Annotated in this window: 17 protein-coding genes; 6 read left to right on the forward strand and 11 right to left on the reverse strand. The window is 42.8% G+C overall.

The window, feature by feature from the left end:
• Window positions 1-19 precede the first annotated feature (19 nt).
• Genes O9316_RS10060 through O9316_RS10070 form a run of 3 tightly spaced genes read left to right on the forward strand, consistent with a single transcriptional unit; the run spans window position 20 to window position 9,824 of the window.
• Complete coding sequence (locus O9316_RS10060; RefSeq protein WP_298204680.1) at window positions 20-6,982, forward strand: fibronectin type III domain-containing protein; 6,963 nt, start codon at window positions 20-22, stop codon at window positions 6,980-6,982.
• 32 nt (window positions 6,983-7,014) lie between these two features.
• Window positions 7,015-7,935, forward strand: coding sequence for a type IX secretion system membrane protein PorP/SprF (locus tag O9316_RS10065; RefSeq protein ID WP_298204679.1), 921 nt, complete (start codon window positions 7,015-7,017; stop codon window positions 7,933-7,935).
• Between the two features lie 20 nt (window positions 7,936-7,955).
• Window positions 7,956-9,824, forward strand: a complete 1,869-nt coding sequence (locus tag O9316_RS10070; RefSeq protein ID WP_298204678.1) for an OmpA family protein — start codon at window positions 7,956-7,958, stop codon at window positions 9,822-9,824.
• Between the two features lie 235 nt (window positions 9,825-10,059).
• Here O9316_RS10070 and O9316_RS10075 read toward each other — a convergent pair whose 3' ends face one another.
• From O9316_RS10075 to O9316_RS10125, 11 genes are all read right to left on the reverse strand, one after another.
• Complete coding sequence (locus O9316_RS10075; RefSeq protein ID WP_298204677.1) at window positions 10,060-10,467, reverse strand: hypothetical protein; 408 nt, start codon at window positions 10,465-10,467, stop codon at window positions 10,060-10,062.
• 73 nt (window positions 10,468-10,540) lie between these two features.
• The gene (gene pheS, locus O9316_RS10080) at window positions 10,541-11,560 is read right to left on the reverse strand and encodes a phenylalanine--tRNA ligase subunit alpha (RefSeq protein ID WP_298204676.1); all 1,020 of its coding nucleotides are present in this window, start codon (window positions 11,558-11,560) and stop codon (window positions 10,541-10,543) included.
• Between the two features lie 213 nt (window positions 11,561-11,773).
• Window positions 11,774-12,130 (reverse strand): hypothetical protein, encoded by a 357-nt coding sequence (locus O9316_RS10085; protein ID WP_297515095.1) that lies wholly within the window; start codon window positions 12,128-12,130, stop codon window positions 11,774-11,776.
• A gap of 62 nt (window positions 12,131-12,192) precedes the next feature.
• On the reverse strand, window positions 12,193-12,945 hold the full coding sequence (locus O9316_RS10090; protein ID WP_298204675.1) for a tetratricopeptide repeat protein: 753 nt from the start codon (window positions 12,943-12,945) through the stop codon (window positions 12,193-12,195).
• Window positions 12,942-14,693 (reverse strand): BatD family protein, encoded by a 1,752-nt coding sequence (locus O9316_RS10095; RefSeq protein WP_298204674.1) that lies wholly within the window; start codon window positions 14,691-14,693, stop codon window positions 12,942-12,944. The genes O9316_RS10090 and O9316_RS10095 overlap by 4 nt, the downstream gene beginning before the upstream one ends.
• A gap of 17 nt (window positions 14,694-14,710) precedes the next feature.
• Complete coding sequence (locus tag O9316_RS10100; RefSeq protein ID WP_298204673.1) at window positions 14,711-15,439, reverse strand: tetratricopeptide repeat protein; 729 nt, start codon at window positions 15,437-15,439, stop codon at window positions 14,711-14,713.
• On the reverse strand, window positions 15,426-16,472 hold the full coding sequence (locus O9316_RS10105) for a VWA domain-containing protein (RefSeq protein ID WP_298347143.1): 1,047 nt from the start codon (window positions 16,470-16,472) through the stop codon (window positions 15,426-15,428). The genes O9316_RS10100 and O9316_RS10105 overlap by 14 nt, the downstream gene beginning before the upstream one ends.
• A 3-nt stretch (window positions 16,473-16,475) precedes the next feature.
• Window positions 16,476-17,477: a VWA domain-containing protein gene (locus O9316_RS10110; RefSeq protein ID WP_298205350.1), complete on the reverse strand. Its 1,002-nt coding sequence runs from the start codon at window positions 17,475-17,477 to the stop codon at window positions 16,476-16,478.
• Window positions 17,470-19,143, reverse strand: a complete 1,674-nt coding sequence (locus O9316_RS10115) for a hypothetical protein (protein ID WP_298205351.1) — start codon at window positions 19,141-19,143, stop codon at window positions 17,470-17,472. Before O9316_RS10115 ends, O9316_RS10110 begins: the two co-directional genes overlap by 8 nt.
• Complete coding sequence (locus tag O9316_RS10120) at window positions 19,143-20,012, reverse strand: DUF58 domain-containing protein (protein ID WP_298205352.1); 870 nt, start codon at window positions 20,010-20,012, stop codon at window positions 19,143-19,145. The genes O9316_RS10115 and O9316_RS10120 overlap by 1 nt, the downstream gene beginning before the upstream one ends.
• An 87-nt stretch (window positions 20,013-20,099) precedes the next feature.
• Complete coding sequence (locus O9316_RS10125; protein ID WP_298205353.1) at window positions 20,100-21,104, reverse strand: MoxR family ATPase; 1,005 nt, start codon at window positions 21,102-21,104, stop codon at window positions 20,100-20,102.
• 163 nt (window positions 21,105-21,267) lie between these two features.
• Here O9316_RS10125 and O9316_RS10130 point away from each other — a divergent pair, with 163 nt between their 5' ends.
• The 3 genes from O9316_RS10130 to O9316_RS10140 all read left to right on the forward strand — a co-directional run bounded on the left by O9316_RS10130 (window position 21,268) and on the right by O9316_RS10140 (window position 24,154).
• On the forward strand, window positions 21,268-22,137 hold the full coding sequence (locus O9316_RS10130; protein WP_298205355.1) for an aldo/keto reductase family oxidoreductase: 870 nt from the start codon (window positions 21,268-21,270) through the stop codon (window positions 22,135-22,137).
• Between the two features lie 134 nt (window positions 22,138-22,271).
• Window positions 22,272-23,420, forward strand: a complete 1,149-nt coding sequence (locus O9316_RS10135) for an ATP-binding protein (protein WP_298205356.1) — start codon at window positions 22,272-22,274, stop codon at window positions 23,418-23,420.
• Window positions 23,417-24,154 (forward strand): metallophosphoesterase family protein, encoded by a 738-nt coding sequence (locus O9316_RS10140; protein ID WP_298205357.1) that lies wholly within the window; start codon window positions 23,417-23,419, stop codon window positions 24,152-24,154. Before O9316_RS10135 ends, O9316_RS10140 begins: the two co-directional genes overlap by 4 nt.
• The last annotated feature ends 21 nt before the right edge of the window (window positions 24,155-24,175 follow it).

The following is a 24,175-nucleotide window of genomic DNA, read 5'->3' on the forward strand; positions in this document are numbered from 1 at the left end:
AGAGGCAACCAACGACGGTTTGTATGTATTCAATGGAAACTCAACATCAGCACCTCAAATTGCTAGTCCAAACCCTGCTGGAGCAGTACCTGGTGGATTGGCAGGAGCGTTTTGGGGAACCACCAGTCCGGGTACGGTAACTTCATCTAGCCCTGATGGCTGTTTGACCTTCCGTTTCCGCAGTAATGGTACAACCACAGCTACAGGATGGGTAGCCAATGTTACCTGTGCGGCACCTCCCGCTTGTCCTGCGCCTTTCTCATTAGCACCAACCATCGTTTTAGGAACCTCAGCTACATTCAACTGGACGGCTGGAGGCACCGAAACCGAGTGGCATATTATCGCGGTACCTTGTGGTTCGCCTGCACCCAATGCAGCGACTACAGGATTTACTGTAGCCAATACCCGTCCTTTCCAATTGACCGGATTATCGGGATTAACTTGCTATGACGTGTATGTTCGTGCCGTTTGCTCAGCATCAGAATTGAGCAACTGGGCAGGTCCTGCATCGATTACTACGCAAGTAGCTCCGCCAGCCTGTGGAGGAGTATTCTCCGATCCCGGAGGAAACGCAAACTATGCCAACAATACCGATTCAACCGTAACCATTTGTCCTGTAAATGCAGGAGATGTAGTCACAGTGAATTTCACTTTGTTTGCCACCGAAGCCAATTGGGATGGATTGTATGTATTCAATGGATCTACAATTGCATCACCTCAAATTGCCAGCACGAATGGTGCAGGTAATGTGCCTGGCGGTGTGCCGGGTTCATTTTGGGGAACATTAACAGGAGCGAATTTACCTTCGTTTACTTCAACCGATCCAAGTGGATGTCTCACATTCCGCTTCCGAAGTGATGGATCTGTTAATGCAGCAGGATGGTTAGCCAACGTAGTATGTGCACCACCACCAACTTGCCCTAATCCAAATACGTTAGTAGCTTCAGCCGTTACCTCAAATAGTGCAACTTTAGCATGGAATAACCCTAATACCGCAACGACTTGGAATGTGATTGCACTTCCATGTGGTTCTCCAGCTCCAACAGCTGCTACGACAGGATTTACCGTAACCACCACCAACCCTCATGTGTTTACAGGATTGACACCAGACACCTGTTATGATTTATATGTTCAAGCGGTTTGTGGTCCTGGTGATTTAAGTAACTGGGTTGGTCCAAGAACTATAACCACACAAATTGCACCGCCGCAATGTGGAGGAATTTTTACTGACCCTGCGGGCGCTACCGCAAACTATGCTAATGGAACAGATTATACAGTTACTATTTGCCCTACTATTCCAGGAGAGCAAGTAACGGTAACCTTTACTGAATTTAATACCGAAGCCAACTGGGATGGTCTGTATGTTTTTGATGGGAACTCAATTGCAGCACAGCAATTAGCAAGTACCAATGGAGCAGGGAATGTGCCTGGCGGTTTACCCGGTTCGTATTGGGGTAACTTAACAGGGGCCAATTTACCGGGTCCATTTACAGCTTCAAGTGCCAATGGATGTTTAACGTTCCGTTTCCGAAGTGATGGTTCGGTCAATGCCCCTGGATGGATCGCGAATGTAACTTGTGCTCCTCCGCCAACCTGTCCAAAACCTTCCAATGTAATTGTGAGCAACGCTACTACTACTACAGCCCAAATTTCTTGGACCGAGATAGGAACTGCCACACAGTGGGAAGTATTGATTTTACCCGCGGGTTCACCCGTTCCTACTGCTGCATCTACAGGAATTGTTACAAGTTCTAACCCATACATTGCTACAGGATTAAATCCTGCCACCCAATATGTTGTTTATGTTCGATCATTATGTTCGCCTTCAGATATCAGTTTGTGGTCTAATGTAAGAGCCTTTAATACTGTAATCGCTAATGATGAATGTATTAATGCAACCGTTACACCTGTAAATACAACCAATACGTGTACTGTATTTTCAAGTGGAAGTTTGATTGGAGCTACGGCTTCAGCACAGCCCAACACTTGTGGTGGTACTGATGACGATGATGTTTGGTTTAGCTTTACAGCGACCAGTACAACACACACAATTAACTTGAATAACATAACTGGTGGAACTACCGATTTGTTCCATGTATTATATTCAGGGACTTGTGGCGCTTTGACGCAAATTTATTGTAGCGACCCTAACAATAGTATCGCCAATAACTTGACTCCAGGACAAACCTATTATGTGCGCATTTATTCTTGGACAGCAACACCCAACCAAACATCAAGCTTCCAAGTTTGTATAGGAACCCCAACGCCCCCGCCAAGCTGTATTACCAATACACCGGCAGGGAATACCTGTGCTGTAGCAACACCAATATGTAACTTGAATGGTTATTGTGGAAATACATCAGCATCCTATACGTCAGATTCATGGCCCGAATTAACGGCAGAATTCTGTGGTTCTCTAGAGAACAACTCTTTCTTATCGTTTGTGGCTTCTGAAACTACAATTTCTTTTGATGTATGGGTGACTAGTAGTGAAGACAATAATGGTATTCAGATTATGGTATTCGGCGCAGCCAACTGTGGTTCAGGTCCAGTTACCGAATATACGTGTTGGAGCCCTGGGAATGTTCCTGCAGGTTCAACAACGATAACTGCGACAGGATTAACAGTAGGACAAACCTACTATATCATGATTGATGGATTTGCAGGTGACGTTTGTGATTATGTTATTGCTTCAAATTCGGGGATTCAAGCTCCTGTTGAAATTACAACATCAACAAATACCACAACACCAACCATCTGTTTGGGTCAAACAGCGACTTTAAACGCTTCGGGCGGTAATGGCGTGTTTACATGGACAACTTCATCAGGAAGTTTAAGTTCAACTACAGGTACTTCCATTGTATTTACTCCTCCAGGCGTTGGGACATTTGATATTACAGCGACCTCAACCGCAGGAAATGTTAACTGTCCTCAATCGGCATCGAGTACACAAACGATTACTGTTGTTGATTTCTTTGTGCCCAACTTTAATCCAGTAGCCAATTTCTGTGCTGGAACAACAGCTCCAACATTGCCAACAATATCTACGAATGGTGTTACGGGAACGTGGTCACCCGCTGTAGTGAGTAACGTGGAGGGAACTACAACCTATACTTTTACTCCTGATGTAACGTTTTGTGCCAATCCAACAACGTTGTCTATCACGGTAGATCCGGGAGTCACACCAACGTTTGTGACTCCATCACCTATTTGTCCCGGCGCTCCAGCACCGGTACTACCAACCACTTCTGGAAATGGTATCACTGGAACTTGGAATCCAGCTACAGTAAGCAACACGGCTACAGGAACTTACGAATTCACTCCTGATCCAGGACAATGTGCTTCTAATGTTACGTTGACCATTACGGTTTTACCAAGTTGTGACTTTGGTAGTTATGCCAATGCCGTTTGGTTGACTAATTGTGAAACGTCTAACTTCTTTAACACGCAGGGAACAGGAACCGATATTATTGGTCCAGCGCAAAACGTTTTCCCTAATAGTGATTTAGGAACCTATGTTCAAAATTCAGGTTCATTAAAATTACGAGGGGCTGAAGTAAAAACGTTCAAGTCGGCCACAGCCAATGTTTGTAGCGCACGTTTATTCTATCGAATTTATCCTGTGGCAGGTACCCCAGGAACCTTTATCTCAATCGATTTACCATTCTTTGATGATTGTACAATTGATAGTGACTCCAATGGTTCAGTAGATACTTTCCCAACAGGGGGGGCTTGTAACGCTCGCGACCAAAAATGGCAACGCGTATTGAGTGATGCCCAATCACCAATTGACCTTACCACTTTCCCTCCTGGGGACTATAATGTTGAAGTGTATTATGAATTAACGGGAGATGTAAACTCACCTTCCCAATGTGACGATACCCAATTGATTAATAATGGAGGAGCAAACTTTATTGCTACGTATACCCTCCAATCACAACCGGTGTATGCAAGCACCAATCCAACGACGTGTGGCGGTAGTGATGGAACCATTACTATTTCAGGTTTAGCGCCCAATACATCGTATAATGTTGGCTATACCTTCGCGTTACCTAATCCACCAACATCCTATACTTCTGACAATTCAGGGGTTATTTTGATTACGGGATTAACAGCAGGAACGTATTCCAATTTCGTCGTGAGTGTGAATGGATGTATTTTGCCAAATGCTACCCCAATTGTATTGGTTAATCCTACTCCTCCTACTGTAAGTGTGAGTGATGTAACGGTATGTGCTATCAATCCAGCAACCGTTACTGCAATACCTTCTGGAAACAGTACGTACTCCTATGTTTGGACGGTTCCAACAGGAGCTACTGACCCAGGTAATGTGAGTACATTTGATGCGACAATCTCGGGTACCTACACCGTTACGATTACCGATACGGTAACCAATTGTGTTGGTAATACGGCTACAGCACAAGTGACCATAAACCCAGTTCAGACGCCATTGTTTGATCCTATTGCAGCCTTATGTTTGAATGCTACCGCTCCTGTATTACCTTCTACTTCTACCAATGGAATTACAGGAACTTGGAATCCAGCAACAATCGACACTAGTGTTGCGGGTCAGGTGAATTATGAGTTTACACCCGATGCAGGTCAGTGTGCAGCGACTGTTTCAATCAATGTTGTTGTAAATAGTACACCAACTCCCGTTGTTTCGATCACACAACAAGCAACGTGTGCAACACCTACAGGAACAATTACGATAACTTCTCCAGTTTCTAGTTCAGGAACGGTTGCTAACGATTTGTTTATTTCGGAAGTAACAGATTCTAATGCGGGTTCATTATCGTATGTTGAATTGTATAATGCGACAGCGAATTCAATCAATCTGGGTACATATTCCATTCAAACGGCAAGCAATGGAAACACCACTTATGGATTTACACTGCCTTTGAATAATGTGAGTTTAGCACCAGGAGCCACTTATGTTATCGCCTTAGGAAACGATACTTTCTGTCCTTCTACGCCAGGTGCTGACGGTTCTTTAGCCGCTCAATCAAGCGGAACCGGTTCGGTTAACTTTAGTAATGGTGGACATGATCATATTGCACTTTTCAACGGAACTACTTTAGTGGATAGTTGGGGTGTATTTGGTTCAGACAATTGGGCGCCAACCACAATTATTGGAACTGAAGGAGCCGCTTTCCGTCGACTTAATAATGTTACATTGCCAAATACAACATACAATAACGCCGATTGGACTGTTGTTGATTTTGTAGATAGCGGTCTTGCTAATTGTGCAAATAACGACTACACGGGTATAGGTAACTTTACTCCAGCTACTTCAGGCCAATATGAGTATGCTGTTGATAATGGGACATACCAAACTAGCCCTGTCTTTACGGGTCTAACTCCAGGACAGCATACGGTAATTGTTCGCGATGTGGTTACGGGATGTGTTTCACAAGTTGTCACCATCACTATTGACACGCCACAATTACAACCAGCTGTTACAGGAATTACCTATACTAGTCCGGTTTGTGCTAATGCAGTGTCTACATTAACACCCAACACCTCAATTGCTGGATTTACAGCAGGAGGACAGTATACCGCTGATTCACCGAATTTGAGTATTGACGCAACAACAGGTGTAATCAATGTTGCAGCTTCGCAACCGGGAACCTATAATGTAACCTATACGATCACTCAAAACACGGCCAACTGTCAAGAGGGTGGAAGTACTACAGTACAAGTTATTATTAATGCACAGCCTACAGTAACCGTTTCAAGTGCTACTATTTGTGATGGTCAAACTGCTACAGTTACGGCAACCCCAGGAGATTCTTCAACGTATTCGTATGCATGGACTGTACCTGCAGGAGTAACCGATCCTGGAAATGTAGCTTCCTTTACCACAACCGTTGCAGGAACATACAGTGTGATTATTACGAATACTAGTACAACTTGTACAAGCAATAGTGCTAGTGGAACAGTAACCGTTAATCCGCTACCTACAGTTACAGTAAATTCAGCTACCGTTTGTCAAGGTCAATCGGCTACTATTTCGGCAACCCCAGGAGATGGAAACACCTACAGCTATGCTTGGACTGTGCCGTCGGGAGTAACTAACCCTGGAAATGTAAATAGCTTTACAGCAACAGTGGCAGGAACTTACTCTGTAGTGATTACTAACACTGCTACTGGTTGTTCTAGTTCATCGGCAACGGGAACGCTCACAGTAAATGCGTTACCTACGGTAACTGTAACGGGTGAAACTATCTGTTCAGGCTCAACAGCAGATGTTACGGCTACACCAGGAGCTGCAGGTTCTTACACTTATGTGTGGACGGTTCCAGCAGGGGCTACCAACCCAGGAAACGTAGCAAATTTCTCTACCACTGTAGCTGGAACATATAGTGTTACAATTACCGATACTACCACAGGTTGTACGAGTACTTCTGCGAGTGGAACGGTTGTATTTGTCCCTTCATTCAACTTTACAATTGATGCAGGATGTAATGGTGATGAATATGTCTTGGAAGTTCAAGCGATAAATAATACATTTGACATCGGTGGAGCAAGTTTCGACTGGGTATGGATTAATGGCAGCACTTCAACTCCTGTAGGAGCCAATCAAGCGACCTTTAATGTAACCGATTATTTGAATTCAACCACTCAAGTAGAGGAATTACCGCTTACTTTTGGTGTCACTGTAACCAATGCCGAGGGCTGTACACAATTCAACACCGTTGTGTTAACCTCTATTTATTGTGACATTCAAAAAGGGATTTCACCCAATGGTGACGGGTTAAATGATTTCTTTGATCTGGAACAAAAGAATGTGAAGCAGTTGAGCATCTATAATCGTTATGGAACCAAAGTATACAGCCGTGCTAACTACACGAACCAATGGTATGGTCAATCCGATAATGATAATGAATTACCTGACGGAACCTACTATTATGTGATTGAGTTCAATAACGGTCAGTCCACCAAGACAGGATGGATTTACATCAACAGAGAAGTGAAATAACAAACAAATAATAAATGAAAAATTTCAAAACGATGAAAAAACTATATTTCCTAACCGCTTTTGCACTGCTTGCCGTTCTCGATGCTAGTGCGCAGCAAGACCCACATTACACCCAATATATGTACAATATGAGTGTAATTAACCCTGCTTACGCTGGATCCAAAGAGAACATGTCTGGAGGTTTATTGTACCGTAAGCAGTGGGTTGAAATAGAGGATGCTCCTACCACGGGTACTTTCTTTTTACACAGTCCCGTTGGAAAAAATGTGGGGTTAGGTATTTCTGCGATTACCGATAAAATTGGTCCAGTAGAAGAAAATAACATCTACACCGACTTCTCTTATACCTTGAATTTAGGAGGTGAAAGCCGCTTAGCGTTTGGACTTAAAGCAGGAGCTACTTTTCATAAAGTTGGTTTGTTTAGCGAGGTGTTTAATAATGTACCCGACCCGAACGACCCTGCATTTAGAGAAAATACCAATAGTACCTATTTAAATTTAGGTACGGGTCTTTTCTACTATACAAACAAGTTCTATGTAGCTTTATCAGTACCGAATATGTTAAAATCAAAACACCTTGACTTTAACGGGCGTCAGTTTGGAACCGAAACACAACACTACTTCTTAACGGGGGGGTATGTGTTTGATTTATCACCAACGGTTAAATTTAAACCTTTTGCCTTGGTAAAAACGGCTTTCCAAGCGCCAGTATCGTTTGATGTTTCTACCAACTTCTTGTTTAATGATAAATTCGAAATTGGGGCAACTTACCGAAGAGAAGATTCCTTTGGTGCAATGGTAAATTATGCAATTACTCCTAATTTACGCATCGGGTACGCTTACGATCACATCGTTTCGGATTTAAAAGTGACGACACCTTCTTCGCACGAGGTCATCTTGTTGTTTGACTTGAACTTCCCGAAAAAAGTTTCTCAGTCTCCACGTTATTTCTAATCTTAAACCTAACTTTCAAAATGAAAAAACTATATATAGCTTTAAGTTTTGCAGCCATCAGCAGTACTATTTGTGCTCAAAATAAAGACACTAAGACTGCGGATAAACTTTTCAATCGTTATGAATATGTAAAAGCTGCTGAAGAATATCAAAAATTGGTAGATAATGGGAAAGCAGATGGGTATGTTTATAAACAATTAGCCGATACCTATTTCAACATGTTTAATTCAGCTGAAGCCACCAAATGGTACGCTAAAGCCGTCGAAACAGATCAGGATGCTGAAACCTATTTCCGATATGCTCAAATGCTGAAAGCCAATGGCAAATATGAAGAAGCCAATAAGCAAATGAGCAAATTTGCAGCCAAAGCACCCAATGATCAACGTGCCAAAGCCTTTAAGGAAAATCCAAACTATGTTCCTCGTATTTTAAGTAAACGAGTAGAATATACAGTAGATAATACTACGTTGAGTTCGGATAAATCAGAGTTCGGAGCTGTTTTATACAACAATGAGGTCTATTTTACTAGTGCTCGAAACGGTGCTCGTAAAAACTACGGTTGGAACGATGAACCGTATCTTGATGTATATAAATCCGTACGAAGTGACAATGGAACTTTAGCTGAGCCAACATTAGTAACAGAGGTTAACTCAAAATTCCATGATGGTCCTGTAACGATTACAGCCGATGGAAATACAATGTATTTTTCCTCCGATAGTTTCCGTGAAAAATCATTTCAAAAGGACAAGGCGAATAAACTCAAATTAGGTAGAAACAATTTATATGTTGCCACTAAATCTGGTGATACATGGGGTAACGTTAAATCATTACCGTTTAATACTAGCGAATTCTCTATTAGTAATCCAAGCGTTTCACGCGATGGTAAAACACTGTATTTTTCATCCGATATGCCCGGCAGCATTGGCGGTGTAGACATCTGGAAAGTTACTGTTAATGCTGATGGAACCTATGGAACCCCTCAGAATTTAGGACCAAAAGTAAATACTGAGGGCAACGAAAGTTTCCCATACATTTCCGATGATAATTCTACATTGTATTTCGCTTCAAGCGGACGCCAAGGATTAGGAGGTTATGATGTGTATATGATTGACCTTGCCAAAGGTGGTGAAGCTGTGAATATGGGTAAACCTATCAACACAGAAAAAGATGATTTTGCCTTTACTTTTAACAAAGACAAAAACATTGGATACCTCTCCAGTAACCGTAATGGAAACGATGATATTTTCAGCGCAACCCCAATCTGTGGTGTGGATGTACTTGTGTTAGTTTCTAATGCCAAAACGGGAGAAATTCTTTCCAATGCCAAAGTTTCAATCTTAGACGATAAAAACAATGTCATCGCTACCGAAACTTCTAATGACAAAGGCGAAGTTTCCTATCGTGTAGAATGCGACAAAGCATACACCATTCAGGCATCGAAAGACGGTTTTGAAGGCAATGCATTCCCTGTCGCTAAAAGCAAAGGACCCAAAGCCGATGTAAAAGCACCGTTGAACCCAATCGAAGTCATTGTAACCGATACCGAAGTGGTCTTGAATCCTATCTACTTCGAGTTTGACAAGAGCAACATCACCCAACAAGGCGCCTTCGAATTGGATAAACTTGTTCAAGTCATGAAAAATAACCCCAATATGGTTATTTTCGCCAAATCACACACCGACCGTCGTGGAGGCGATAAATACAACATGAATTTGTCTGAACGTCGTGCACAAGCTACCGTACAGTTCATCATTTCTAAAGGTATCGATGCCGCTCGTATTTCAGGAAAAGGAATGGGTGAAACCGAACCCAAAGTGGCTTGTGACCAATGTACCGAAGCGGAACACGCACAAAACCGTCGTTCAGAATTCCTAATCGTGAAGAAATAATCCACTACAAAATACAATACCAAAAAGACAGCTCAAAAGGCTGTCTTTTTTGTTTTTAACGCCAATTAATTGACATTCCAATTAAGATGTGTTTAGGAAATAAATTGCGCTTAAAACGCTTCATTTGCGTGCAAAAGGAAAAGTTAAACCCTCCCTGCCTCTTTCAAGGCACCTTCAGGAAACATCAAACCCAACACATGGCTTTAGCCGACTGTAGTAGCGAAGCAAAATAAACTTATTTCACCACCACACCCCGCTGCCACAAAATCGGCACTTCCTCTGTCGCCCGTTCATTAATCGTATTCTTACGGAAAATAAACTTTTTGTCATACAACGTGTTCCCAATAAAATACGTTACCATGAATTCATTATTCAATGCTAACACACTTTGCTCAATCATTTCAATCTTCACTGCTGAAACCGAAGGAACTTTGACATACGCATGCCGCAACAACGACGTTTTTTTCATCTCCCCGTCAAGGGTACCAAAAGCCTTCGAAACCACCATCACGCTCTCCAAATCATGGTCCGAATCGTTGATCAAAAAAACATACCACACCTTATCCATAAAGTCGTCGTTCCACTCCTGAACGGCCGCCATAAATACATTTTCAACTTTCGGAATTACAATATCTGCTCTCATTTTAACCTCGTGTTATGCTCAAAGTGTGATCCACAAAAAAACCGCATGGCTCTCGCGCTGCGGCTTACTATATTTAAATACTCGTTTTGAATTGCTCCAAAAAGCGTACATCATTTTCATAAAACATCCGAATATCACCAATCTGATACAACAACATCGCAATACGCTCTATCCCCATACCAAAAGCAAATCCGTTGTATTCGACGGGATTAATCCCGCAGTTTTTCAATACATTCGGGTCGACCATCCCGCAACCCATAATTTCCAACCAACCCGTTCCTTTCGTAATGCGGTAATCGGTTTCCGTTTTTAATCCCCAATAAATATCAACCTCAGCACTGGGCTCCGTAAAAGGGAAATACGAGGGACGTAAACGGATCTTCGACTTGCCAAACATTTCTTTGGTGAAATACAACAGGGTTTGCTTCAAATCGGCAAAGGAAACGTCTTTATCAATATACAAACCCTCTACCTGATGAAAAATACAATGCGAACGCGATGACACCGCCTCATTACGAAACACCCGCCCTGGCGAAATGGTCCGAATCGGAGGCTTGTGACTCTCCATATACCGCACCTGTACCGATGAGGTATGCGTACGCAACAACACATCGGGATTCGTTTGAATAAAAAAGGTATCCTGCATGTCCCGTGCCGGATGGTATTCGGGCAAATTCAACGCCGTAAAATTATGCCAATCGTCTTCGATTTCAGGCCCCTCCGAAACATTAAATCCAATCGTCGAAAAAATATCAATAATCTGATTTTTCACCAATGATATCGGATGACGCGCACCCACCGCAAAAGGCATCCCTGGACGTGTTAAATCGCCGTATTTTCCTTCGCTATCCGAACCGTTTTCCAACGATTCCTGCAAACTACGTACCTTTTCTTCGGCCACAGCTTTCAACGTATTGATCACCTGTCCAAACTCTTTTTTCTGGTCGTTCGGTATATTTTTAAACTCGTTAAAAAACGCTTTTAACAACCCCTTACTCCCCAAATACTTAATTCGGAACGCTTCCAACGCCTCTTTGTTCTTGTCGTTGAACGCTTTAGCCTCTTCAATATGTTGTTTTATTTTCTCAATCATGGTCCTGTAATTCTGCTGCAAAAATAGGATTTTCCGCCCAATTGGGGACACATATCCGCTTTTCGTTTTTATTTTTTTGAAGCAACAACCCCGCCTTTTTTCATAACCTCCCTCCGGTGTTCCGCTATAGTCCCTCGTCCCTCGGGCGCTGCCGCTTCACCCCGGGCTAGCCATAAAGGTGTGTATTTCAAAACACGATTTTTAAGATCGCCCTTACGTAATCAATCCGTTTTCTAAAAAATACCCCACAACCGCCTCCTTCATTAATAGCGTTTGCTCCCCAGCTTTCAACGCAGGTAAAGCATCTTTGGCTTTGAAATGCGGCCAACCGTCACGGTCAACATAATCAAATTCATAATAGCCATAAGGCACCAACAAGCGACATATGGCAATATGCATCAAATTGACTTTGTCGTCTTTTTGAAATTTTTGGTGCACCTTACCCAATTCTTGAATTCCAATAAGGTAAATAATGCCGTCCAAATCCAAAGGCTCTCCATCGGTAAAACGATCGGATAATAGTTGAACGACAGCCTCCCAACGGCGTTTTAAAGTTTCGTCTCTAGACAAGGTAGAATAGGTATAAAGAATAGTTATTTTTTAATCGCGCAAAAATACAACATTACCTACGATTACGGTTGCAATTCACGAATAGATGTACGTTTTACCCATCCCGTTCCCGCATCCGAAAGACGAACATTTGCCCACTGTGCCGTCTTGGAAAGCACCCAAACCTTAGCGCCCTCACGCAATTTTACTTTTGGTTCACTGCCCATACGGGGTTCGCTCCAAACTTCAGTGCGGTCTTGAAAAACAATTGCACTACGGTCGGAATTCACTTCGTTTTTTTGAAAAAACCCCGCAAAAAGACATCCCAAAACCAACAATAACGAAAGCGACATGCCCGTGAAATAGCGTCGTTTTTTAACCGGCGAACCCGAAACATAGTAGCCCGCAAAACATACGAATACCACCAAAGCCCATCCAATCGCTACCATTCCCCATCGATCATACGACAGCACTGTGGTAGCTTCGTGCAACATCTTTTCAAAACCCACTTGTGGAAGTTGTGGCAACGTATCTTTACAGCGTTCTTGCGCATAACCTAAATTGGTTGTTATTGCATTATCGGTAGGATCCAACAAACGGGCTTTTTCTAAATGATATATGGCAGGGGCAATTTGCTGCTGTTGGTAGTAACTTGTACCTAAATTAAAATGAAGAGCCGCCCCTGTTTTTCCTGCCGCTACTTCTTTTTCATAATACGAAATCGCCTCAGCATACTTTCCTTTACGGTAAGCCTTATTTCCCGCGTCAAAAGCATCTTGTGCATGACCCACAAGGCAAACCAAAAGCAGCCCCCAAAAAGCAAGGTTTAACTTCATGACAATTGTTTTTCTAGTTCGGTAATCAATCGTATCGCGGTGTCGTAATCATTTTGTATCGCAGTAGCCGAAGATGGAGCAAAACGCGCCATTTCACAACTCTCAAGAAGTTGTATAAATTCGGCTACGGTTGTGGGGTCAGCCTTCCGCTGTGCTAACAGTTCTCGAATGGTTTCTTTTTGCATTTCAGCGGTTTCCAAGAATAATTTGGCCTTTAAAAAGTTATGTAACGCCCGTTCCAACGCATCATAAAATGGTCCTTTCGACTGCAAGTAGGTTCCCGCTTCTGAAAGATAGCGTTTTACCAATGCCTTTTTCATTCGTATCGATTTACCTACGGTATCTGCGTCTGCAGCCGCTTTACGACGACGAACAAAAACAAACAAAGGAATCGCTAAAAAAGGCATAAGTAACAAACTGTAAAATAAGGGTGAACCCAAGAAGTCTCGACGATCAATCGAAGATAATGCACCTTCTTTAGGCGATGTTACAAAGGCTTCACGCGCCCTTTTTTGACGTGCATTAGTCGCATAGCCCCCCGCAGGTAATCCCGGGCCGTCGGTTACGGTAACGGTAATCGGAGGACTTGTAAGTGTACGGTATTGTTTACTGCGTAAATCAAAATAACTAAAGCGTAGGTCTTTTAACACATACGTTCCTTTGGCTTGGGGTACTACGGTGTAGCGGTCAGCAATCGAACCCGTCATTCCCGACAGCGGCGTGGTGACATTTTCTACATGTTCTGGGTCATAAACTTCCCAATTTTCAGGCAATTCTAAACGCGGAATTTGAAAAAGCTTTAGGTTTCCTTGACCCGAAACTTTCAGCGTCAAATCAAGTGATTCGCCAAATTTTAGCGTTGTTTTAGAGGGAATAACGGCAAAGCCAAAGTCACCCACAGCTCCGCTAAACTTCTCGGGTTTGTTGGTTTCAGGCAACGCTTTTACAGTAATTGTCTTTCCCGAGGAGGTCAATCGACGACTGTCGTCCATCGTGATGATTTCACCAAAAATGGTCATGCGACCCGTAGGCACCCGACAATCTACCTCCAAAATGTAAGGATCGATCTCAAGACTCCCCGATTTCTGCGGATACAAAACGGCTTTTTTGAGCACTACCGAAAGACAGCGTTTCCCTTTATAAACGGTTTGCTCGGGTTCAAAATTATCGGTCTCTATTTCTTGACTCCAAAAATCATTAAAACGAGGCTTTTGAATATCCCGGGCGTCATTGATATCCGTGTTGTAGTTGAAATACAGCTTTTGGACTACCGTAATGGGCTCATTCACATAGGGATTGCTGTTAGACACTTCGGTTACCAAATACATGGTGGAGTTTCGAGCCACAGGTGCCAAATTAGGATCGTTGGCGGGGTCAACGGCGGGTGTTACGGTAACTTTGACCGTGTTGCTGCGGTAAATACGGTTGTTGAATTCGATGGCGGCAGGCTTGATGGTGAATGTACCTTTCTTTTCTGCAATCAAAAAGTAGGTGTAGGTTTTTTGAAACATCCCTTTACCATTCACCCATATTTCACGAATGTTTTGTGAGGGTCCAGAAAAAACCGAAAAGCCACTCTCTTCAAAGTCGGGTGCTTCAAAGTTATCGCCATCCACATTCATTGTAAACTCCACACGAAACCGTTCGTTTACAGCTACAGTGGCCTTACTCACGTCGGCTTCAAATTTAACTTGGGCCGATACCGTAAGAGAAATCCATAACAGTACTAAGGTTACAATTCGTTTCATCGTTCAATGACAAAAGGTTACCAATCTTTCTCGGGTTTTCCGGGAGCCGTTTGGGCACTTTTCTCTTTGCGCTTTAATTGGACTTTTTTCTCCTCATTATTGACAGCGTCCAACAAGTTGTCAATGCGTTGTTTATTATTCCCCGAAGGACGCGGTTGCGGGTCGGGTTCTTGATTTTGACCGCTTTTGTTTTCGGGCTTGTCTTCTTGACTTTTATTTTTTTGATTCCCTTTGGAATCGTCGGGACGTTGATTCTTTTCTTTCTGCTGGCTCTTATCGTCCTTCTTTTTTCCTCCATCTTCTGGCGGCGGATTTTCTTTGTTCATTTTTTTAGCCAAGGCATAATTGTAACGCGTTTCCTCATCCCGCGGATTATTACGCAACGCATCTTTATAAGCGCGTTCGGCCAAATCGTATTTTTTTTCCAGCATTAAGGCATTCCCTAAATTGTGAAAGGCTTTGTGTTTTTCCGCTTTGGTTTTCGCATTTTCAGCGGCTTGTAAAAACTTGAATTTGGCCTCACCCCCTTGTTTTTGTTTGTATATTGAGGTGCCTAAGTTATAAGAAGCCGCTGCTTTTTTCGGATTTTTTGCTGCCGATTCTCGGTAAAGTGCTTCCGCCTCAGCGTATTTTTTTTCCGAAAAAGCGTCATTTCCTTTTGGTAATTGCGTATCGGCCTCTTGTCCCCATGAGACAAAGGTCACCCATACCAATATCCAACACCAAAAGACGTTATTTCGTTTCATTTTTTTCATTAAATAAATTTAATTTACGCAACCACGCTGTACGTCGTTCCCGAATCAAAAGATCCAAAAATAAGGCGACAAACGCAAATCCCAAAAACCATTGAAATTGCGATTGATAATCAGCAAGTAATGATTCTCCAAATTCGGTTTTTTCCGAATTGTCGAGTTGTTTTTTCACAAAATCAACGGCTGTTTTGGTCGTGTTCCCATCGACATAGCCTCCGTTTCCAATTTGGGCGACTTCTTCCAAAATTTTTGAATTTCGTTTGGTGTGCACCACTTCATTATTGGAATCGCGAAGGTATTGTACGTTTCCGTTTTCAATCAACTTAATCGGCCCCCCTTGTTCGGTGCCAATACCGACCGTTACAATACGCATTTTAACGTCTTTGGCAATCTCGGCGGCCGCGACAGCATTATTGCTATGGTCTTCTCCGTCGGAAAGGATGACTAGGATTTTATTGGTTTTGTCTTTTTCGTTAAAATACCGTGTCGCTGCCAATTGAATGGCCAAATCGATGGAGGTTCCTTGTGCCGAAATCATCTCTGGACTCATGCTTTGCAGAAACATTTTGGCCACCCCATAATCAGAAGTCATGGGTAACACAGGAAACGCACTTCCTGAATACGCTATGAGTCCGATGCGGTCACCCGACAAGCGATTGATGAGTTGCGATACAATTTGTTTGCTTTTTTCCAAACGGTTGGGCGCGACATCATTGGCGAGCATACTTTTGGAAACGTCAATGGCAAAGACCAAATCGACCCCACGGGTTTTCACTTTTTCGGTTGTCGTTCCAATCTTTGGGTTGACCAATGCAATGATGAGCAAAACTATCCCAAACAAGCTTAATCCAAATTTTAACGCGGGCTTAAAGGTAGAACGCTCAGGGCTGAGATAACTGATTTTGTCGGGCAGTCCAAATTCCTGTTGTTTTCGCTGTCTCCAATACCGGTTGTATACCCAAAGTCCCAGAAACACCGGGACGAGTACCAAAGCATAGAAATATAGTTTCTTTTCTAATTCGTACATAAGCTATATAAACGAGCGATAAAGCGTTTGACGCAACCCCACTTCCAACACTAAGAGCACCAAGGCAAGAAGGGCGAAAGGGCGAAATTGTTCCTCATAATCATAATACCGTAATTCTTCAATTTCGGTAGTTTCCATCTGATTGATTTCACCATAAATGGCTTCCAAACGGCTATTACTGGTGGCTCGGAAATACGTTCCCCCTGTTTTTTTGGCGATGGACTTCATCAGTTTTTCATCAATTTCCACCTTCATATTTCGATAAACTAAGGCACCATCAGGGGTATATCCTACAGGGAAGGGCGCCATGCCGTTGGATCCTAATCCGATAGTATACACTTTGATGCCGTATTCTTTCGCCAAATCGGCGGCGGTTTCGGGCTCGATAAAACCTGCATTATTAATTCCATCTGTCAAGAGAATGATCACCCGACTCTTGGCTTTGCTTTCCTTTAATCGGTTAACTGCGGTAGCCAGCCCCATCCCAATTCCGGTGCCATCATCAACGGTTGGGTCGTAATTCAGTTCTTGCAACATTTGCTTTACAATAGCTTTGTCGGTGGTTACGGGCACTTTGGTGTAGGCTTCCCCAGCATAGACGACAATGCCAATTCGATCGTTGGGTCGGTCATCGACAAAACGGTCAGCCACTTTTTTTAAGGCTTCCATACGGTTGGGTTCCAAGTCTTTGGCCAACATACTACTCGATAAATCCACCGCCATAACGATGTCAATACCTCGTGTCGTTTTGGTTTGGTTACTTACATCAACGGTTCTAGGGCGTGCCAATCCAATTATAATTAGCGCTAAAGCAACCAACCGAAACACCAGTAGATAGGGTTTGAGTAGGACTTTCCAATTGACCAATCCCTCCAAACCGGAGACAGCGGGCAAGGTCAACGTCACCGATTGTTGTTTTCGCGAACGGTAAAGCCATACCCCTACGATCGGCAATAACGCCAAGAGCAACAAAAACTCAGGATGTAAAAAGCTCACCTTATCCATTGAAATTAAATAATTGTAATTTGATAGAACCTTGTATGCGTTCAAGTATTTTCTTTCCAAACGGATCGTCTTCACGGTAGCTTACGGCCACTTGCTGCAACCCACCATTCTGGTTAAACAGCAAAATTTCATAATAGCGTCGGTGTTGTTCGCCGTCTTTGTCTTCCACGGTCATGGTGCCATAAGCGCGAATGCCCTTCACTCCTTCGGCAATTTCAAATGTTCCGTCATTTTTATACAAAATATTACGCGCTCCTTGACTTTCCCAACTTTTGGTAATGCCTTCCAACACTTTGTCGTAATCAATTTGAGTCGTTTCTTTGTCGTAATACGGATTTTTCTCTTGTTTGTAATAATTCGTTCCCACCAACACAAACAAGGGTTCCTGTAACGATCCTTGCGTGAAGGTGCGCATTTCCTTGACGACCGCGTACGTGTTTTTTGCCCATTTTTCGGAGTCTACGCGGGTAAGTACTTTAGGGGTTTCGAGTTCTACATTAGGGTCACCATACGCACTTGTAATCCATTCGCCCTCATACATTTCTTTTGTAGGATTGCCCAAAATGGCGTCTTTCAAAGTGTCCATCCCAAAATAAGCGATCGACCCGCCCAAGAGAATCCCAACGGTTACAACACTGGCGATGGCAATGCGAAGTTGTTTTTGTTTACGGGCTTTCGCTTCTTGTTTTTGACGTGCTAATTCGCGTTGTTGGGCATTCCAAGCCTCCAGTTCATCGGTAACCGCTTCGATTTCGGGAATCGCTTTATTGATGGTAATTATCGTAGCTGCAATACGGTTTTTATCCGATTCAATCGCTTGAATGTCGGGACGAACTTTGGCAAATTTCACCAGATCTGCTTGGCGCAATACCTGTTCAAGCGTAGCAATAGTCTCGCGCGACAGACGCAAATTCTTATTTTGACTCACCAATTCCAAGATAGCAATAAGCTCAGAGGTCGTGCGTTCCATCGCAGGAATTTCGATTTCTTCCTCGAGATAGGTTCGAACGATTTCGGTAAGTTCTGAGTAAAAATGCTTTACTTCCCCTTTGGATACCCATTGCGCAGCATCCAAAGCCATAAGTTTCTGCGTCGCTTTTTCAATGGGTTTTACTGGAGGTTCGGGGGTGACTTTTGGCGTTGTGGTTTTTCGCTGTTTTACTATTCGGTACACGATAAAAACCACAGCAAGTACGCCTACTATTCCCGAGATAATCCACCACCAAATTCCAATGTTGGGGGAAGGCGCCGCCACGATGGTTTTGATATCGTACATTTTTTGCTTCAACGTATCCACCTGAACAGGCATCACTTCGACGGTAATCGGTTGGGTGTAAACGTCTTTTTTCGCAATTTTCACCGCGAGTTTAGGAAGAATGTATTGTCCAGAATCAAATTGGGTAAGCCCATATTTTTTGACAAATTCCCAGCGATCGGATTTTTTTAGGGTATCTATTGGATAGGATTCTAACACTTCCAAGGGACCAAATTGTTGACCTTTCGGAAATTGTACCCGTGTATTGGGAGCTACTTGTGTGCGAAGCGTAAGCAAAAATTCCGACCCAATTTTTTTGCGTACCGAGTCCATGGAAGCCTCCACGCGTTGCGCACAAGCCGGTTCCAACAACCCTAAGGTTAAAAGACATCCAAAAATCCACTTTTTCATTACGCTCGGGCTTTAAAATAACTTAACAATCGGGTAACATAACTTTCATCCACTCGGGATTGAACGGTACCCGCGCCACAACGGGAAAACAATTCTTTGAAGCGCGCCACTTTTTCGCGATACAAAGCGGCATACCGTTGCCGAACTATCGCTGTTCCGGTATCGATGATGGCGATTTGCCCTGTTTCGGCATCGAGCGTTTCTACAATACCTATATTAGGAAGTTCGGCTTCCCGCGGATCATAAATTCGAAAACCCGTTACATCGTGCTTTTTACTGGCAATTTTCAACGGTTTTTCATAATCATCGGGACACAAGAAATCGGAGATAACAAAGACAATCGCTTTTTTCTTTTGGGTAGCCGACAAAAATTGCAAGGCTTGTCCCAAATGTGTGCGTTTGCTTTGGGGTTTAAATTCGATAAGTTCGCGTATAATCCGTAAAACGTGTGATTTTCCTTTTTTAGGCGGGATATACAATTCGATTTGATCGGTAAATAAAATCAAACCAATTTTATCGTTGTTTTGTGTCGCAGAAAAGGCCAAGGTTGCCGCAATTTCAGTGATGATTTCACGCTTTAAATACTGTTGACTCCCAAAGTTTTCCGAACCGGATACATCCACCATAAGCATCATCGTCAATTCTCGTTCCTCTTCAAAAACTTTGACATAAGGTTCGTTGTATCGTGCGGTTACATTCCAATCAATAGCCCGAACATCATCGCCAAATTGATATTGACGCACTTCTGAAAAGGTCATACCGCGCCCCTTAAACGACGTGTGGTATTCCCCCGAGAACACATGGTCACTCAGACGACGGGTTTTGATTTCGATTTTTCGAACCTTTTTTAAAATTTCTTTGGTATCCATGGATTTGGAGTCGTAAGTCAATGAAGTCGTAAGTCAATCGTTACTAATTAGTAAACTGCAAACTGTCACTGCAAACTGTCAACTGATTTAGGGCACTTCGATTTGATTGACAATTTTGTTGATGATGTCAACCGAAGTGATGTTTTCGGCTTCGGCTTCATACGTTACGCCCACACGGTGGCGAAGGACATCATGCACAACCGAGCGCACATCCTCAGGAATGACGTAGCCACGACGTTTGATAAAAGCATAACATTTGGCCGCGGTAGCCAAATTAATACTTCCCCGTGGCGAGGCCCCGAAACTTATTAAAGGTTTTAGATTTTCTAAGCCGTATTTTTCAGGATAACGAGTGGCAAAGATGAGGTCTAAAATATATTTTTCAATTTTTTCATCCATATACACTTCCCGAACAGCCTCTTGTGCGCGCAAAATTTGTTCCACCGTAACTACGGGGCGTACCGTTTCATAGGACCCTTTTAAATTTTGACGAATCACCAAACGTTCTTCATCGATTTTGGGGTAGTCAATGACTGTTTTCAACATAAAGCGGTCTACTTGTGCCTCGGGGAGCGGGTAGGTTCCTTCTTGTTCAATAGGGTTTTGCGTAGCCAAGACCAAGAACGGTTTGTCTAAGGGGAACGTGGTTTCACCAATAGTCACTTGTTTTTCCTGCATGGCTTCAAGCAAGGCCGATTGGACTTTAGCAGGGGCTCGGTTTATCTCGTCGGCAAGGACGAAATTGGCAAATATGGGCCCTTTTTTGATGGAAAATTCGTTTTGCTTGATGTTGTAAATCATGGTACCCACCACATCGGCCGGAAGCAAATCAGGAGTAAATTGAATTCGGCTAAACGATCCTTGAACAGCTTTAGACAAGGTATTGATGGCGAGGGTTTTGGCCAAACCAGGCACTCCTTCTAATAAAATATGTCCTTGTCCCAACAAGCCAATCAGTAAGCGCTCGACCATCGTCTTTTGTCCTACAATTACTTTGTTCATTTCTAGGGTCAGCAAGTCGATGAAGGCACTTTCCCGCTCAATTTTTTCATTAATTGCTCGGATATCCAAAGCCGTTGAATTTTCTTCCATAAATGCTATTTTTTTGCGAATATAACCTTTAAATTTTAACAATTCAAAATTGAAGATTTAATCCCCAAACCGATGTTAATGATGCGTTAAATGTTCCTTATTTTCCATAGTATTAAGCTAGAATTATGATTTCATTTTACTATTTTTAGACTTTTAAGAAGCTATGAAAAAAACAGTGCTTTCTCCTGTGATTGCAGGAACGATGAATTGGGGCGTGTGGGATAAAAAACTCAACACTACCGAAATGGCGCATTTGATTCGCGTTTGTGTTGACAATCAAATCACTACGTTTGACCATGCCGATATTTATGGCGGCTATACTACCGAGGCTGAGTTTGGCCAAGCGTTTACGCAAAGTGGGTTGTTGCGCGATCGTATTCAGCTGATTTCCAAATGTGGGATACAACATACCCAAGGGCGACCCAATACGCTGAAACATTATGATTATTCAAAAGAATATATCCTTTGGAGTGTAGATAATTCGCTCAAAAACTTACAAACCGATTACCTGGATGTCTTGTTGTTGCACCGCCCTAGTCCGTTGATGCAACCCGATGAAATTGCTGAAGCAGTGGAAATACTTCATGCACAAGGAAAAATCCGCGATTTTGGGGTGTCTAATTTTACACCCACCCAAACGGAGTTAATTCGCCAACGTACCGAAGTCCATTACAATCAAATTCAATTTTCGGCCACCCATTTCCAACCCATGTTGGATGGAAGTTTGGATTACATGCAATTGCATCAAATTACTCCAATGTCTTGGAACCCATTGGGAACGGTTTTTCGGGAGGATATTGAGCAAACCCGTCGTTTGAAAAAACTATTGGTGCAATTGGTTGAAAAATATGAAGTTGGGTCAGATACGTTGTTGTTGGCATGGGTCTTGAAGCATCCCGCAGGGGTTATTCCTGTGGCCGGAACTGTAAATATTGCCCGGATTCAGCAACTGATGAAAGCCGTTGAATTGCCGCTGACCGATTTGGATTGGTTTGCTATTTGGACGGAAAGTATGGGGAATAAGGTGCCGTAATCAGTATACAGTATACAGTGTACAGTGTACAGTGTTCAGTGATCAGTGTTCAGCCCCGAAGGGTCGGGATCAGTGTTCAGTAATCAGTGTTCAGTGATCAGTATTCAGTAATCAGTGTTCAGTAATTCAGTTTCATGATTAACAAACGTCTTTTGATTCGAAATTTGCTTGCTCATAATGATGAGAGTAGTTTCTATGATAAAAAAAGACAACTGAATTTGCATACCAAAGAAGGGAAAGCCAAGTTCTTGAAGCACATTTGCGCCTTATCCAATTCCAATCCCTCCAACAATTCGTATATCGTGGTGGGGGTTGAAGACGAGTCGAATGAAATAGTGGGCGATGATTTTTTTGACGACAGTCATATTCAAAACCTAGTCAACGCTTTTTTAGAGAATCCGCCCAAAATTCAGTACGAAAACGTCCCTTTCCCCAATTTGCCCAAAGATCGCGTAGTCGGTTTGGTGACCATCCGACCCAAATCCAAACCTTCGTTTTTTAAAAAAGGAATTCACACGATACCCGCCCAAGCTGCATTTGTTCGTATTGGTAGTAATTCTGTCCCTACGGAAGATAAAATCCCGTATACCAAGTTAAATATTGAGACCGTATTGCGAATCGAAAACAATTCGCGCAACAGCATCGCACATACGTTAGACAGTGTGATTGATTTTGTCAACAACCGCCATCGGGATATGCCGTCGCACTACCGGGTATTTCGCGAACTTTTTGTCATTTGTTGGTCGGGGAATTCCAAAAAAATCAGAGATAAACAATTTCTTTCCCGGGTCGACATTGAATTGGTGAACGAACAAATTAAACTGTTTTATTCGGCTCAAGATGTTGTCACGATTACCTTCGATGAAAGTTCGTTTACCATTACCGAATATGTGCCATTAGGCTTAAACGATAAAACGAGCTATTATCCATTGGAACAACAAAAACTGATGTTTTTCGATAACGGATATTATAAAATTGAAACCCAAATGTTGTTTGAGCCACCGCAATACAACCGCAAAATGTTGTATCATATTTACAATGCGGGCTTATCTTTGTTGGCAAAAATGCAAAAGGGACTCGAATTATCTGAGCGTGAATTTCGGGACTTGGAAAATTTACCGTACACCCTGATGCTTTGTTTTTTAAATGGTTTTGAAGAGGCCAAACAAAAACTAATCGATGCCAAACCCCTATTTAAACAAACCCGTCGCTCCGAAGTATATACCAACTTCAAAGAAGCCATGCGGGTGTTGCGAAAAGTGAAATATAACAAAGATTTATGAGTAGAACACTAGTTATCGGAGACATACACGGCGGTTTGCGCGCGTTACACCAAGTTCTGGAACGCGCCGCAATGCAGCCGCATGACACCTTAATTTTTTTGGGCGATTATGTCGACGGCTGGAGTCAGTCGCCCGAAGTGTTGGATTTTTTGATCGAACTCCAACACCATCAACATTGTATATTTATTCGGGGGAACCACGATGAATTACTCTTGAATTGGTTAGCGCAACGCCACGAAAATATTGATGAAACCCAATGGTACAAACACGGCGGAGAAGCCACAGTTTTAGCCTATGAAAAGGTTTCTGAAAAACAAAAGCAAGCCCATATTGCTTTTTTAAAAAGTTTGCAGGATTATTATTTAGACGACCAGAATCGATTGTTTGTTCATGCGGGTTTTACCAATATGAATGGAATCGATTATGAATATTATCCCCGGTTGTTGTATTGGGATCGAACGCTGTGGGAAACCGCATTGGCTTTGCCGGAAGAGTTATCCAAGGAAAGTGTGTTCTATCCGCGGCGGTTGAATTTGTATGCCGAAATCTACATTGGGCATACCCCCGTGACCAAAATAGGACAAACGGTTCCCGTGCACAAAGCAGGGGTTTGGAATGTCGATACGGGAGCAGCCTTTACCGGACCGCTAACGATCCTTGATGTCGATAGCAAAGAATTTTGGCAAAGCGAACCCCTACCGCAGTTGTATCCCAACGAAAAAGGAAGAAATTAACTCGATTTTCACCGTGGCAGT

Source organism: Flavobacterium sp., assembly GCF_027533505.1.
Lineage (GTDB): Bacteria > Bacteroidota > Bacteroidia > Flavobacteriales > Flavobacteriaceae > Flavobacterium.

Bases quoted from the DNA above. Each gene is read 5' to 3' on its own strand.
- O9316_RS10065 (WP_298204679.1), top strand. From the start codon at position 7,015: ATGAAAAAACTATATTTCCTAACCGCTTTTGCACTGCTTGCCGTTCTC.
- O9316_RS10070 (WP_298204678.1), top strand. From the start codon at position 7,956: ATGAAAAAACTATATATAGCTTTAAGTTTTGCAGCCATCAGCAGTACT.
- O9316_RS10075 (WP_298204677.1), bottom strand. From the start codon at position 10,467: ATGAGAGCAGATATTGTAATTCCGAAAGTTGAAAATGTATTTATGGCG.
- pheS (WP_298204676.1), bottom strand. From the start codon at position 11,560: ATGATTGAGAAAATAAAACAACATATTGAAGAGGCTAAAGCGTTCAAC.
- O9316_RS10090 (WP_298204675.1), bottom strand. From the start codon at position 12,945: ATGAAGTTAAACCTTGCTTTTTGGGGGCTGCTTTTGGTTTGCCTTGTG.
- O9316_RS10095 (WP_298204674.1), bottom strand. From the start codon at position 14,693: ATGAAACGAATTGTAACCTTAGTACTGTTATGGATTTCTCTTACGGTA.
- O9316_RS10100 (WP_298204673.1), bottom strand. From the start codon at position 15,439: ATGAAACGAAATAACGTCTTTTGGTGTTGGATATTGGTATGGGTGACC.
- O9316_RS10105 (WP_298347143.1), bottom strand. From the start codon at position 16,472: ATGTACGAATTAGAAAAGAAACTATATTTCTATGCTTTGGTACTCGTC.
- O9316_RS10110 (WP_298205350.1), bottom strand. From the start codon at position 17,477: ATGGATAAGGTGAGCTTTTTACATCCTGAGTTTTTGTTGCTCTTGGCG.
- O9316_RS10115 (WP_298205351.1), bottom strand. From the start codon at position 19,143: ATGAAAAAGTGGATTTTTGGATGTCTTTTAACCTTAGGGTTGTTGGAA.
- O9316_RS10120 (WP_298205352.1), bottom strand. From the start codon at position 20,012: ATGGATACCAAAGAAATTTTAAAAAAGGTTCGAAAAATCGAAATCAAA.
- O9316_RS10125 (WP_298205353.1), bottom strand. From the start codon at position 21,104: ATGGAAGAAAATTCAACGGCTTTGGATATCCGAGCAATTAATGAAAAA.
- O9316_RS10130 (WP_298205355.1), top strand. From the start codon at position 21,268: ATGAAAAAAACAGTGCTTTCTCCTGTGATTGCAGGAACGATGAATTGG.
- O9316_RS10135 (WP_298205356.1), top strand. From the start codon at position 22,272: ATGATTAACAAACGTCTTTTGATTCGAAATTTGCTTGCTCATAATGAT.
- O9316_RS10140 (WP_298205357.1), top strand. From the start codon at position 23,417: ATGAGTAGAACACTAGTTATCGGAGACATACACGGCGGTTTGCGCGCG.